Source organism: Nocardia tengchongensis (genome assembly GCF_054781395.1).
Map to the genome: position 1 here is coordinate 1,947,300 of NZ_BAAGUM010000006.1, position 12,617 is coordinate 1,959,916.

At 68.9% G+C, this 12,617-nt stretch carries 12 protein-coding genes; 7 read left to right on the forward strand and 5 right to left on the reverse strand.

Features of this window, described 5'->3' with window-relative positions:
* Positions 1-4 precede the first annotated feature (4 nt).
* The 5 genes from wzt to ACYVKL_RS20110 all read left to right on the forward strand — a co-directional run bounded on the left by wzt (position 5) and on the right by ACYVKL_RS20110 (position 5,219).
* On the forward strand, positions 5-832 hold the full coding sequence (wzt, locus tag ACYVKL_RS20090; protein WP_357189840.1) for a galactan export ABC transporter ATP-binding subunit Wzt/RfbE: 828 nt from the start codon (positions 5-7) through the stop codon (positions 830-832).
* Positions 829-1,755: a galactofuranosyltransferase GlfT1 gene (gene glfT1 / locus ACYVKL_RS20095; protein WP_379165288.1), complete on the forward strand. Its 927-nt coding sequence runs from the start codon at positions 829-831 to the stop codon at positions 1,753-1,755. Before wzt ends, glfT1 begins: the two co-directional genes overlap by 4 nt.
* 227 nt (positions 1,756-1,982) lie before the next feature.
* Positions 1,983-3,089: a ribosome small subunit-dependent GTPase A gene (rsgA, locus tag ACYVKL_RS20100; RefSeq protein WP_379165289.1), complete on the forward strand. Its 1,107-nt coding sequence runs from the start codon at positions 1,983-1,985 to the stop codon at positions 3,087-3,089.
* Positions 3,090-3,205: 116 nt separating this feature from the next.
* Positions 3,206-4,546 (forward strand): sensor histidine kinase, encoded by a 1,341-nt coding sequence (locus ACYVKL_RS20105; RefSeq protein ID WP_379165290.1) that lies wholly within the window; start codon positions 3,206-3,208, stop codon positions 4,544-4,546.
* A gap of 28 nt (positions 4,547-4,574) precedes the next feature.
* Entirely contained in the window at positions 4,575-5,219 is a 645-nt protein-coding gene (locus ACYVKL_RS20110; protein WP_213560762.1) for a response regulator, read from the forward strand.
* Here ACYVKL_RS20110 and ACYVKL_RS20115 read toward each other — a convergent pair whose 3' ends face one another.
* Both ACYVKL_RS20115 and ACYVKL_RS20120 read right to left on the reverse strand, forming a co-directional pair.
* The gene (locus ACYVKL_RS20115; RefSeq protein WP_379165291.1) at positions 5,220-6,746 is read right to left on the reverse strand and encodes an alpha/beta fold hydrolase; all 1,527 of its coding nucleotides are present in this window, start codon (positions 6,744-6,746) and stop codon (positions 5,220-5,222) included.
* An 11-nt stretch (positions 6,747-6,757) separates the two neighbouring features.
* On the reverse strand, positions 6,758-7,933 hold the full coding sequence (locus tag ACYVKL_RS20120) for a serine hydrolase domain-containing protein (RefSeq protein WP_379165292.1): 1,176 nt from the start codon (positions 7,931-7,933) through the stop codon (positions 6,758-6,760).
* A gap of 223 nt (positions 7,934-8,156) precedes the next feature.
* On the opposite strand from ACYVKL_RS20120, the gene ACYVKL_RS20125 reads away from it, so the two are divergent.
* On the forward strand, positions 8,157-9,005 hold the full coding sequence (locus ACYVKL_RS20125) for an SDR family oxidoreductase (protein ID WP_357189828.1): 849 nt from the start codon (positions 8,157-8,159) through the stop codon (positions 9,003-9,005).
* A 25-nt stretch (positions 9,006-9,030) separates the two neighbouring features.
* Here ACYVKL_RS20125 and ACYVKL_RS20130 read toward each other — a convergent pair whose 3' ends face one another.
* Both ACYVKL_RS20130 and ACYVKL_RS20135 read right to left on the reverse strand, forming a co-directional pair.
* Positions 9,031-9,534, reverse strand: a complete 504-nt coding sequence (locus tag ACYVKL_RS20130) for a hypothetical protein (protein ID WP_379165293.1) — start codon at positions 9,532-9,534, stop codon at positions 9,031-9,033.
* On the reverse strand, positions 9,531-9,911 hold the full coding sequence (locus ACYVKL_RS20135) for a hypothetical protein (protein WP_379165294.1): 381 nt from the start codon (positions 9,909-9,911) through the stop codon (positions 9,531-9,533). The genes ACYVKL_RS20130 and ACYVKL_RS20135 overlap by 4 nt, the downstream gene beginning before the upstream one ends.
* Positions 9,912-9,932: 21 nt before the next feature.
* Between ACYVKL_RS20135 and ACYVKL_RS20140 the strand changes: the two genes are divergently transcribed.
* Positions 9,933-10,520 carry a TetR/AcrR family transcriptional regulator gene (locus tag ACYVKL_RS20140; protein WP_379165295.1) on the forward strand — a complete coding sequence of 196 codons (588 nt, stop codon included), beginning with the start codon at positions 9,933-9,935 and terminating at the stop codon, positions 10,518-10,520.
* Between the two features lie 94 nt (positions 10,521-10,614).
* On the opposite strand, the gene ACYVKL_RS20145 is transcribed toward ACYVKL_RS20140, so the two are convergent.
* A complete protein-coding gene (locus ACYVKL_RS20145) occupies positions 10,615-12,519 on the reverse strand; it encodes a glycosyltransferase (protein ID WP_379165296.1) in 1,905 nt (634 codons plus the stop codon).
* Positions 12,520-12,617: the final 98 nt, after the last annotated feature.

Genomic DNA, 12,617 nt, shown 5'->3' on the forward strand with positions numbered 1-12,617 from the left:
CTCAATGACCGACCGTGTGAGTATCGAGACCCAGAACGCGTGGGTGGAATTCCCCATCTTCGACGCCAAATCCCGATCGCTGAAGAAGGCGGTACTGGGTTCGGCCGGCGGCGCCATCGGGCGCAATCAATCAGACGTGGTGGTCGTCGAGGCGCTGCGGGATATCTCGCTGTCGCTGAAGGAAGGCGATCGCGTCGGTTTGGTCGGCCACAACGGCGCGGGCAAATCGACACTGCTGCGGTTGCTTTCGGGCATCTACGAACCGACCCGCGGCAGCGCGCGGATCCGCGGCCGGGTGGCGCCGGTCTTCGACCTCGGCGTGGGCATGGACCCCGAGGTCTCCGGCTACGACAACATCATCATTCGCGGCCTGTTCCTCGGGCAGACCCGCAAGCAGATGCTGGCCAAGATCGACGAGATCGCCGAATTCACCGAGTTGGGCGACTATTTGGCGATGCCGCTGCGCACCTACTCGACCGGCATGCGGGTACGCCTGGCGATGGGCGTGGTGACCTCCATCGACCCGGAGATCCTGCTGCTCGACGAGGGCATCGGCGCGGTCGACGCGGAATTCATGAAGAAGGCACGGGTGCGCCTGCAGGAATTGGTCTCGCGCTCCGGCATTCTGGTGTTCGCCAGTCACTCCAACGAATTCCTGGCCCAGCTGTGCGACCACGCCATGTGGATCGACCACGGCCAGGTGCGCATGCAGGGCGACATCGAGGACGTGGTGCGCGCCTACGAAGGCCCGGAGGCCGGTGATCACGTGGCGCAGGTGCTGCGGGATCTGGAACGTGAACGTGAACGTGAACCGGAACGGAATCCCGCATGACCGACCAATCGTCCAGCCCCCTGTATGGCGATGACGCGCGCATCGTCGCCATCGTGGTCACGCACAAACGCCGGGAACTGCTGGCCGAGTCGCTGAAGGTGCTGAGCAGCCAGACCCGCCCGGTCGATCACCTGATCGTGGTGGACAACGGCAACGAGGCCGAGGTCGGCGAGCTGGTCAAGCAGCAGCCGATCGAATCGACCTACCTGGGTTCGGAGCACAACCTCGGCGGCGCGGGCGGGTTCGCGCTCGGCATGCTGCACGCGCTCAGCATGGGCGCGGACTGGGTGTGGCTGGCCGACGACGACGGCCGGCCCGAAGGCCCCGACGTGCTCGCCACTCTCTTCGACTGCGCCGAACGGCACTCGCTGGTCGAGGTGTCGCCGGTGGTAGCCGATATCGACGACCCGGACCGGCTGGCCTTCCCGCTGCGCCGCGGCGTGGTGTGGCGGCGGCTGCGCTCGGAGCTGGGCGACGAGGACTTCCTGCCCGGTATCGCCTCGCTGTTCAACGGCGCGCTGGTGTCCGCGACCGCGGTCGACAAGATCGGTGTGCCGGACCTGCGGCTGTTCGTGCGCGGTGACGAGGTGGAGGTGCACCGGCGGCTGGTGCGGTCCGGGCTGCCGTTCGGCACCTGCCTGCAGACCGCCTACCTGCACCCGAACGGCTCGGCGGAGTTCAAGCCGATCCTGGGCGGGCGCATGCACACCCAGTACCCGGACGATCCGGTCAAGCGGCACTTCACCTATCGCAACCGCGGCTACCTGATGGCCCAGCCCGGCATGCGAAAGCTGTTGCCGCAGGAGGTCGCCCGCTTCGGCTGGTTCTTCCTGGTGCAGCAGAAGGACCCGGCAGGGCTGATGGAGTGGCTACGCCTGCAGCGGATGGGCCGCCGAGAGCAGTTCGACAAGCCCACCTCATAGGGCTCGGAAAATACGTTGCGCGGACGGGGACAGCCTGAGAAGGTTGTCCCCGTTCTTGTCGGTAGCGGTCGCCTCGGTGACGGCATGAGGAGAGATGGGAGGTGGAGTTTCGTGACGACGACTGTGCGGATTGCCGTGCCCGCGTACACGCGCGCGGTGCGCGCCTCCACCTCGAATTCCCCTCGCTGAGTCCATGATCCGGGCTCGGCCCGTCGAAGGACTCCCCCATGTCTACGGTCGATCTCGACCTGCTCTCCCCCTACGGCTGGAACTCCGCCCTCGCCGCCGACTACCTGCCGCTGCTGGGCGCGGACCTGATTCCCGCCCGGGTGATCCGCATGGATCGCAGCGAATGCGATATCGCCGCACCGCTCCCCACCGCCGACTATCAGAGCCGCTTGGCGGCCGCGGTGGTCCGCGCACAGCTCCCGCGCTCGGATGCCGAGGTCAGCGGACTGTGCACCGGCGACTGGGTGGCCATCGATCGCGGCCGCACGGTGCGGGCCCTGCTGCCGCGCCGGACCGCCATCGTGCGGGCGGCCGTCTCCGGGCAGCCCGATGCCCGCGCCAAATCCGCCCATCAGGTGCTGGCCGCGAATGTGGACACCGTGCTGGTGTGCACCGCCGGTGACGGGGACGTGGATCTCGGGCGCATCGAGCGGCTGCTCGCGCTGGCCTGGGAATCCGGCGCCCAGCCGATCGTGGTGCTCACCAAAGCCGATCTGGCGCACGATATTCCGATCGAGGACGTCCGGGCCGCCGCACCCGGCGTGACGGTACTGGCGGTCAGCGCCGCCGGTGGTGTCGGCATGGATGTGCTGGCCGCCCTGCTGACCGGGACGGTCGCCCTGATCGGGCCCTCGGGTGCGGGCAAGTCCACGCTCGCCAACGCGCTGCTCGGTGCGCAGGTCTTCGCCACCCAGGCGGTTCGCGACGGCGACAAGCGTGGTCGGCACACCACCGTGCACCGGGAGCTGCGGCCGCTGCCCGGCGGCGGCACCCTCATCGATACGCCCGGTCTGCGGTCGGTCGGGCTCTGGGATGCCGCGACGGGTATCGGCCGCGCCTTCAGCGATGTCGAAACCCTGGCCGGACTGTGCCGGTTCGCCGACTGCGCGCACCGGACCGAACCGGGGTGCGCGGTGCTGGCGGCCATCGAATCCGGTGAGCTGCCGCAGCGACGGCTGGACAGCTTCCGCAAGCTGAGCCGGGAGAACGACTGGCTGGCCTCCCGCACCGACGCCCGGCTGCAGGCCGAGCGCAAGAAGGTGTGGAAGGACATCAACAAGAGCCAGCGCCGGATGTACAAGGAGCGCGGCGGCAAACAGCGCTGACCGGACCCGGAGGCGGCGCGCCGAGTGGCCCGCACGCGGCGCGCCGCCTCCAGCCGGGGCGGTGCCGGGGCGGAACGCCGCGACCGGGCCCATCCGGCGGCCAGTAGGTTGGTGGCATGACTGCCGACCCGATGCCGGAGCACGGCCCGGATCACCGGGCCGGCGGCGTGGCGGTGACTACTCCGGGCAATGGCGATTCCGGCGACACCCTGCCGACCGCCCGACGGTGGACGGCGGATCGGCTGCGGGCACTGCCGGGCAGCATCGGCTACCTGCTGATCGGTGGTGCCACCGGAGCCGCGGCCATCCTCGCGACGGTCGGTTTGCTGCTGGTGGCGGCCACCAGTCTGATCGGCGTCGGCATTCCGGCGGTTCCCGAATTTCTGCGGCTGATCCGGCCACTGACCGGTTTCGAACGGCGGCGGGCCGGAAAGCGGTTGGGCGTGCCGGTCAGGGCGGCGTATCAGCCGATGACGGGCGGGCTGCGGCAGCGGTTGACGAGTGCCTTCCAGGATCCGGCGAACGCGCGGGATATCGCCTGGCTGTGCGTGCACGGGGTGCCCGGCATGGTGGTGGCGCTGTTCGCGATCGGATTGCCCTGGGGCTTGTTGAATCAGCTGGCGATACCGGCGTATTGGCAGATCGTGCCGCCGGGCACGGTCCAAAGCTTCGGTTTCGTCGTCGACTCGTGGCCGCTGGCCGGGCTCAGCGCCCTCATCGCGATTCCTTTGGCGGCCTTGGTGCTCCAGATTCCGGTCGTGGCCCGCTGGCAGGCGCAGCTGGCGCGGACGCTGCTCGGGGCCCCGCGGGCCGAGCTGGCGGTCCGGGTGGCGGAACTGACCGCGACGCGCGCGGCCGCCCTGGACGCGCACGGGGCGGAACTGCGACGCATCGAACGGGATCTGCACGATGGCGCGCAGGCGCGGATCGCCGCGGTGATCATGCAACTGGGACTGGCGGATCAACTGCGGCACCGTGATCCAGGCGCGGCGGACGAGCTCGTACGCCAGGCCCAGGACACTGCCGAGGCCGCACTCACCGAACTACGCGACGTGGTGCGCGGCATCTATCCGCCGGTGCTCGCGGATCGCGGTCTGACCAGCGCTGTCTCGGCCCTGGCTGCCCGTTCGCCGATCCCCTGCACGCTCGATATCGAGGGCGATGGCCCGCGGCACGCGGCGGCGGTGGAGGCCGCCGCGTACTTCGTGATCGCGGAAGCGCTGACCAACGCGACCAAACACTCCGGGGCCCAACAGCTTCGAGTGGATCTCGGGGGCACCGCCGAGCTGCTGACCGTGCAGGTTCACGACGATGGCGTCGGCTCGGCGATCGAGACCGAGGGCGGCGGGCTGGCCGGAATCCGGCGGCGGGCCGAGGCGCTGGACGGCCGGATGCTGCTGAGCAGCCCGCCCGGCGGGCCCACCGTGGTGCGGGTGGAGCTGCCGTGTCGATCGTGAAGGAGCCGGTGAACGAGGTGGTGGCGACATGCGGGTGGTGATCGCGGAGGACGACGCGCTGCTGCGGGAAGGTCTGACGCTGCTGCTGAAGACCGCCGGCATCGATGTGGTCGCGGCGGTCGACAATGCCGACGACTTCTTGCGGATCGTCACCGCCGACCGGCCCGACGCGGTGGTGGTGGATGTGCGGATGCCGCCCACCTTCACCGATGACGGGCTGCGGGCGGCGGTGCGCGCCAGGCAGATTCATCCCGGGCTGCCGGTGCTGGTGCTGTCGGCCTGGGTCGAGGACAGCTACGCCGCTGAACTGCTCGGCGACGGGGCGGGCGGAATCGGGTATCTGCTCAAGGAACGGGTCGGGAAGGTGGATCGCTTCCTGGATTCGCTGCGGCGGGTGGCCGAGGGCGGGACCGCGATGGATCCCGAGGTGATCGCGCAACTGCTGGTGCGGCGCAAGACCGACGATCCGCTCGCGGCGCTGACCCCGCGCGAGCGGGAAGTGTTGGCGCTCATGGCCGAGGGGCTCGACAATGCCACCATTGCCGAGCGCCTCGTGGTCACCGAAGGCGCCGTGCTCAAACACATTCGGAGCATCTTCGCCAAGCTGGGGCTGTTCGCCGACGAGGTGGGGCACCGGCGGGTGCTGGCCGTCCTCGCCTATCTGAACGCCTGATCACTCGTCGCGGCAGCCGAGGTCGGCGGCGGGCAGGATGCCGTCGGCCAGATAGGTGTTCACGGCGCCGTAGACACAGGCGTTCGGGTAGCGGCCCAGGATCGAGTGGACGGCGACGTCCTGCAACGTCACCATGCGGGATCCGGTCAGCACCCGGTGCATGGCGATCGCACCGCCGTAGTTGGTGCGGGTGTCGCCGGTGGCCTGGATGATCAGGTTCGGCACCGAATTGCCGATGGCCGTGGGCGATTCGGTCGGCGGGGCCCAGAACGCACACGGCGTGATGTTGTTCGCCAGCGCCCCGAAGACCGGCTGGGTGGCGCGGGCGGCCTCGAGATTGTGCCAGTACCACGCCGGATCACGGGGTGCGCCGACATCCCCGCAGAGGACCGCCATCGCGGGCGACATATCGCGCGGCTGGGCACGCAGTATCACGGCCAGGCTGCCCGCCAGGTTCTCGTCCGGCTCGATCCGCTTCCCGTCGGCGGCGTCGACGAGCTCCCGGATCTGTTGTGCGGCACGGCCGTAGTTCTGCGGGGAATCGAAGGCGATGTAGAGCACCAGGGGCAGGGAGTGCGCGTCGACGGCGAAGTCGCCGATCCGGATCGGCTCGGCGGCGGCGCGGGCGATGAGCCGCTGGACCCGGCCGCGGACGGCGGCCGCGGTCGCGCCGAGGTGGTATTCACCGTCGTGTTCGGCGGTCCAGGCCGCCCAGGCGTCGAGCGCGGCCTCATTGGGTGCGCCCATGTCCTGCACCATGCCGACCACGCCGTAGCGGTCGGGGTCGACACTGCCGTCGAGCACCATGCGGTCGGCCCGGTCCTGGAACATCTGCATGTACACCGCACCCAGATAGGTGCCGTACGAGGTGCCCAGGTAGCTGATCCGGTCCTCACCGAGCACGGCGCGGATGACATCCATGTCGCGGGCGGTATTGCGAGTTGTCATGTGCGGCAGCCGCTCCCCCTCGGCGGCCGCGCACCGCGCCGCCAGATCGGACTGGGTGGCCACGGATTCGGCGAAACCCTTGGCGTCGACTCCCGCGAACTGCAGTCCGAAGCCGGTCGGCCAGTGGCAGTTCACCGCCGCGGACCGCCCGACGCCGCGGGGATCCATGCCGATGAGGTCGTAGCGGGCGCGGACCTCGGGTGTCATGGCCTTGCTGGTGTCGACGAAATAGTCCAGGCCCGAGCCGCCGGGTCCGCCCGGGTTGGAGAGCATGACACCGCGCCTTCGCGCCGGGTCGGTGGCGGGTATGCGGGAGATGACGACAGTGGTCGTACGGCCCTGCGGCTCGGCGTAATTCAACGGCACGGTGACGTCGGCGCACTGCCCGCCCATACCGTCGAGCCCCGGAATGTCACAGGATTTCCAGTCGAGTCGCTGGTGGTAGTAGCGGTCCAGGGACGCCGCGGTGGCCGGCGGCTCGGTGACGGCGGCGGCGACGAGCGCGGCTCCCGCCGCCAGACCGGTCACCGCCAGTGCGGCCAAACCTTGTCGAGTGCGGGCGATCTCGCGAAAACGCACGGAGGTTCCTCTCACGAACAGAAGGCGGAGTCGAAGGCCTTGGTCACGACCTCGGAGGCATCCCGGTCGGCCAGCAACTGATTGACGGTCACCACCACGGCGGTGCCGTCGGCGGCCACACCGGTGTGGGTGCCGAAGCCGGGAATGCTGCCGCCGTGGCCCCACACCTCCTTGCCGCACGAGCTCGCGTGGCGGATCAGGCCGAGCCCGTAGCCGGAGCCGGGTTCGCCGCGATCCCAGGGGACCGTCTTCTTCATCTCCGCCAGTTGCGCTGCGGGCAGCAGTTTCCCGGCGAGCAGGGCGGTGAAGAAGCGGTTCAGGTCGGCGGGGGTGGCGATCATCGCGCCCGCGGTATCGGCCCAGGACGGGTCCAGGTCGGTGAAGTCCTCTCGGCGACCGTCGATTTCGTGATATCCGCGCGGATGCGGTCCGCGGATCCCGGTCTCGCGCGAGTCGGGGAAGTAGGTGTCGCGCAGGCCCAGCGGCGCCAGGATGCGGCTGTCGATCTCGGCGGCGGCCGGGCGGCCGGTGACCTGCTGGATCAGCATGCCGAGCAGGATGTAGTTGGTGTTCGTGTAGACCGAGCGCGCGCCGGGTTCGAATTGCGGCGGCATGGCCATGGCGATGCGGACCAGGTCCGCCGGTTCGTAATGGGACCGGCGGAGCTGATCGGAATCGGCGGTCAGCTGCCCGGAGCCGGGCGCGGCGGGGTCTCGGCCCGCCAGATATTCGGGCAGGCCGCTGGTGTGCTGCAGCAACTGCCGGACCGTGACGCGGTTGCCGTCATTGCCGTTGCCTCGCACCACGCCCGGCAGATAGCGCTCGATCGGAGCGTCCAGTTCGACCTTGCCCTCGCCGACCAGCTGCAGCACCACGGTGGCGACGTAGGTCTTGGTATTGCTGCCGATCCGCACCCGCGCATCCTCGGGGATGGGTGCGCCGGTGCTCAGGTCACCCGCGCCCGCGGTGAGCACGTGATGACCGTCCGGTCCGTCGAACACCACCTGCGCGCCCGGGAAGCCGCTACGAACCACGCCGTCGAGGGCCTCGGTGACGGTGCGATAGAACTCCTTGCGTGCGGATTCGCCGCTCCCGGGGTCGGTGCCGCACGCCTGGGCCGCGAGGACGGCCAGGACCCCGACACCGGCCAGCAGCACCCGGCCGCGTGGCCGCCGCATTGCGCTCATGGAAGACATTCCTCCTGTTCAGGCCGGGTTTTCCGGCCCTTTCGAGGCTATGGACGCGCCCGGGTGCAGCCCATGCCCCGAGCACCCGAATCGCGGTCGCGCCGGCAGCCGAGTGGAGGTAGTGCCAGCACTACCGCCCGAGATGCGAGAGTTCCGCCCCACTGACCCAGTCAGGCGCGGATGATCGGATTCAGGGCGACAACAGCAGAAGAGGAGTGGATCCATGACCGGAGCACAGAAGCCGCTGGCGGGCCGGACCATGATCATGTCGGGTGGTAGTCGCGGGATCGGACTGGAGATCGCCAAGCGGGCGGCGGCCGACGGCGCGAACATCACCCTCATCGCGAAAACCGATGCGCCACACCCGAAGTTGCCGGGCACCATTCACACCGCGGCGGCGGAGCTGGAGAGTGCGGGCGGCACCGTCCTCAAATACCTCGGTGACGTGCGGGACGACGAAGCCGTCGCGGACGCGGTACGGCAGACGCAGGAGCGGTTCGGCGGGATCGACCTGGTGGTGAACAACGCCTCGGCCATCGACATCTCCCCCACCGAGCTGCTGCCGATGAAGAAGTACGACCTCATGCAGGACATCAACTGCCGGGGCAGCTTCCTGCTCTCCAAACTCAGCATCCCGGCCCTGAAGGAGTCGGCGCAGGCCGGCCGCAATCCGCACATCCTCACGCTGTCGCCGCCGCTGAACCTGGATCCGAAGTGGGCGGGCATGGCGCTGGGCTACACCATCGCCAAGTACGGAATGTCGCTCACCACACTGGGTTTGAGCGAGGAGCTGCGCAAGTACGGCATCGGCGTGAACTCGCTGTGGCCCCGCACCACCATCGCCACCGCGGCGGTCAAGAACCTGCTCGGCGGCGAACAGATGATCGCCACCTCCCGCACCCCCGACATCTACGCCGACGCCGCCTACCTGGTCCTCACCTCCCCGGCCAAGGACACCACCGGCAACTTCTTCATCGACGACGATGTCCTTGCGGCGCACGGGATCACGGACCTCGACAAGTACCGGGTGACCCCGGGCGACGCCCCGCTCACCACCGACCTGTTCCTCTGAGACCCACTCCGTCCCCGTCGACGACTCAGCCGGGCGCGAGCGCCTCGCGCTCGGCGAATTCCTTCAGCGTGAGCAGTTGCTTGCGCATCATCAGGAAGTCGCCGAAGACGGGCAGGGCCAACAGCCAGGCCGGACCACGGAATCGAACGCGCGCGTGCAGGCGGCTACGGGACTCGCCGTCCGGGTGCACGGCGTAGGTGACCGCCACTCCCTTGGCCAGCAGGGTGACCTGCACACCGGGAGTGAAGCCGGTCAGCTCGAACAGGCTCATGAAGCGTTGCCCCACAGCCAGTTCGGTCAGCCGATCGTCGCGTTCGCGCGGGCTGCGGCGGCCGAAGTTGTCGAGCAGGTCGTAGCTGTAGGGCGCGACCCGCAACTGGCACAGCCACGCGAAGACCGTAGCCGCGGGTGCGGCGACGGAGACAGCCCGGTCGCAGACCACCACGGGTCCGGAATCAGCACTGTCACACGGCAATCGCATGGATGTCTCGGCATCGGTGACGCCCCAGCGCCGACCCGGAAGGTTCATGCCGGACTCCCCGCCGCGACGGCTATGCGGCGCAACAGGTCCCACACCACCAGTCGATGCAAGCGGGTGCCGATGACCAGTGCGCGATAGATCCGGCCGTGCACGCCGGGAAAGACCGCATGGGTGATGGCGGTGACGCGAGTGTGGGTGGGATCGACCTCGTCCAGCCGGAAGCTCAGCCGGTAGCGGGAGAACCAATGGCGTCCTTTGGTGACCAATCGGTTCGGCGGGTCGGCCTCGTCGAGCACGAATCCGCGGGGCAGCGTGGTGAGATCGTCAGGGTTCTTGCAGGTCGTGCGCAGTACGGCGGCCCATGCCTGCGCGCGATCGGCGGTGACTATCCTGGAATTCTCATCGATATAGGGCAAACGCTCCATATAGAAGGAACGTACTAGTTCATGGCTCCTCCCCGCAAGCACGACACCGATGTGATCCTCGACGCGGCCCGCACCCTGGTGCTGCGCGACGGCCCCCGCGCGGCCGGGGTCGCGGCCATCGCCGAGGCCAGCGGCGCACCCGTGGGCACGCTCTACCACCGGTTCGGCAACCGCAACGGCGTGCTCACCGAGGCGTGGATCCGAGCCCTGGACCGCTTCCAATCCCGCGTACTGGCCGCCGGCGGCGCGGAAAATCCACTCGAAGCGGCGGTCGGTATGACCGCCGCCGCGGTCGGCTTCGGCCGGGACTGCATCGACGACGCCAAACTGCTGCTCAACTTGCGCCCGAGCGATCTGCTCGACGGCGCGCCCGACACCGAGTTCCGTGATCGCCTGGCCCGGATGAACGAACCCCTGATCGCGCAGCTGCACCGCATCGCGGTCGGCCTCTACGGCAGCGCCGGCCCCCGCGAGGTCGACGCCGTCAGCCGCGCCGTCGTGGACCTCCCCTACGCCGCGCTCCGCCGCCACGCCCACGCCCCCGAACTCCCGGACTGGCTGGAAGCCGACCTCGCCGACGCTGCCCGCACCCTGCTGACTGCGCGCTGATCCAACGAGATTAGGTGGCGGACATGCGAAATTCCTGCCACGAAAATGAAACATGGCCCGGGACACGAGGTCCCGGGCCATGCTCAGCCGACTATCAAGCAGTCTTGTCGATTCCGTAGAGGCGTTCCCAGTTCTCACGACTGGTGAGTTCCGGCATCGCGCCCCGCCAGCGACGCTGCAGATCGGGCAGTTCCTTGCGGAGCTGCCGCAGCACGCGGTAGGTACGCATCAGCAGGCGCCGGGCGGTTTCCTTGTCGCGCACACGAACTCGGACACCGGACTGGGAAGCGTCGGTGACGACCACGTGGTTGAACAGGCCGACGTGCCACCAGTGCGCGTCCTCGCGGGTGACCGCGACGGGACCGGGGATGACGCGGCCGGTCCACTGGTTCAGGGCACGCTTGTAGAGCACCAGCAGCGGGTGGCTGGGCTCGCCGCCCGCACGGCGAACGTGCAGGTGCGCGTTGGGGACCGGGGAGGTGGCCGCCGGGTGCTTGGCGGTCTCCGGGTAGTCGGAGCGCGAGCCGCGGGCCTTGGCCAGCGCCTCGATACCGCCGTCACGCAGGGTCTCCGGGCCCTTCAGGTAGTCCTCGATGCCCTGCAGGGTGGTGTGCGCCAGGCCGTACTGCATGCCGACCAGGTATTCCGCGATCTCCCGGAACAACTGGCGGGTGATCGCCTTGCCGTCCAGATCGTGGTGCAGGGAGGACACGATCAGCGAGTTGCGCGAGGAGAAGTAGCGCGCCCAGTCGTCGAAGTCCTTCCAGTAGAAGTCGGCGTGCCACACGGCGGCATTGGGCAGGGTGACGGTGACGAAACCGTTCTCCCGCGCGCGCAGGCCGTATTCCACGTCGTCCCACTGGAAGAAGATCGGCACCGGCAGCCCGATCTTCTTGACCACCTCGGCCGGGATCAGACAGGTCCACCAGGCCTGGTAGCCGGCGTCCACGCGGCGCTCCTGGTGCTTCTTCAGCATGGAGGTGTTGCGCAGCGCCTTGGCCACCTTCTGGCCGTGGCGCAGCTTGCCCAGGTTCGTCTCTTCCGCACCGACATTCAGGTAGTCGGGGTTGAACAGGAACAGCATCTGCGCGCCCACCAGGGTGGGTTCCACGGTCAGGTTGGCGAAGGCGTTGAGCCGCAGCACCGTTTCCGGCTCGCACAGGATGTCGTCGTCCATCAGGATGACGTCGGCGTGCTCGTTGGCGCCGGACACCTCGTAGAGGCCGCGGGTGAAACCGCCCGCGCCACCGAGGTTCGGCTGCCGGATGTAGCGCAGCTTGTCGCCGAACTTCGGCTGGGTCTCGGTGAACAGCGCCTGGTCCTGCACCAGGTCGGTGCCCTGGTCGACCACGTACACGGCGTCGATGAGCGACAGCACCGTCGAGTCGGAGGCCAGGGCCGCAACGGTATTGGCGCAGTCCTGCGCGCGGTTGAAGGTGCAGATGGCGATCGCCACCGGGCGCACCTGCTCGGGCGCGGCCGCCGTCCACTCCAGATCGGTGATCACGGCCTCACCGCCGAGCGCCTCGATCTCCAGCCAGATCGCGCCGCCGTCGACATACATGTCCAGCGGGGCGAGCAGCGTCACCCGGCCGGTCTCCCTGACCACGGCGGTGTCCACCACCCGGCGGTGTCCGGCGATGTCGGAGGCGGCCAGCCGCACCCGCACCTTGCCGGTCACCTCGAGGGTCATGCCCACCTCGACCTCGGTGACCTTGGTCCAGCGCTGCCAGTAGGCCGCGGCGAAGCGGCCGAAATAGGTATTGGTATTGACCGACGCGCCCTTCTCCAGGCGCAGGGTCTGCCGTTCCCGGGTGACCTTACCCTTGGCCACCGCGTACAAGTCGTCGCTGATCTTGGGGGCGGGGCCGCAGAAGATTCCGCGGGCCAACACCAGCCGATCCGGCGCGGCATGTTCCGCGCGCAGGGAGGCGGGGGCCTCCCCGGTCGCCTTCCGATCCTCGGTTTCGGTCACGGCCTGCCCAGCCGACGCATCCATGAATCCCTCGACATCCTTTGAATACTTAGACACCGGCTCATCCCGACGTGGTCCCACGGCGAGCCGTGCACCGTTCAAACAGTGCCACTGTCACGCTC

What these genes read in the sequence shown, in the direction of transcription:
- ACYVKL_RS20145 (WP_379165296.1), bottom strand. Translation starts at nt 12,519, where the DNA reads ATGGATGCGTCGGCTGGGCAGGCCGTGACCGAAACCGAGGATCGGAAG.
- ACYVKL_RS20125 (WP_357189828.1), top strand. Translation starts at nt 8,157, where the DNA reads ATGACCGGAGCACAGAAGCCGCTGGCGGGCCGGACCATGATCATGTCG.
- ACYVKL_RS20140 (WP_379165295.1), top strand. Translation starts at nt 9,933, where the DNA reads ATGGCTCCTCCCCGCAAGCACGACACCGATGTGATCCTCGACGCGGCC.
- glfT1 (WP_379165288.1), top strand. Translation starts at nt 829, where the DNA reads ATGACCGACCAATCGTCCAGCCCCCTGTATGGCGATGACGCGCGCATC.
- ACYVKL_RS20130 (WP_379165293.1), bottom strand. Translation starts at nt 9,534, where the DNA reads ATGAACCTTCCGGGTCGGCGCTGGGGCGTCACCGATGCCGAGACATCC.
- ACYVKL_RS20135 (WP_379165294.1), bottom strand. Translation starts at nt 9,911, where the DNA reads ATGGAGCGTTTGCCCTATATCGATGAGAATTCCAGGATAGTCACCGCC.
- rsgA (WP_379165289.1), top strand. Translation starts at nt 1,983, where the DNA reads ATGTCTACGGTCGATCTCGACCTGCTCTCCCCCTACGGCTGGAACTCC.
- wzt (WP_357189840.1), top strand. Translation starts at nt 5, where the DNA reads ATGACCGACCGTGTGAGTATCGAGACCCAGAACGCGTGGGTGGAATTC.
- ACYVKL_RS20105 (WP_379165290.1), top strand. Translation starts at nt 3,206, where the DNA reads ATGACTGCCGACCCGATGCCGGAGCACGGCCCGGATCACCGGGCCGGC.
- ACYVKL_RS20110 (WP_213560762.1), top strand. Translation starts at nt 4,575, where the DNA reads ATGCGGGTGGTGATCGCGGAGGACGACGCGCTGCTGCGGGAAGGTCTG.
- ACYVKL_RS20120 (WP_379165292.1), bottom strand. Translation starts at nt 7,933, where the DNA reads ATGAGCGCAATGCGGCGGCCACGCGGCCGGGTGCTGCTGGCCGGTGTC.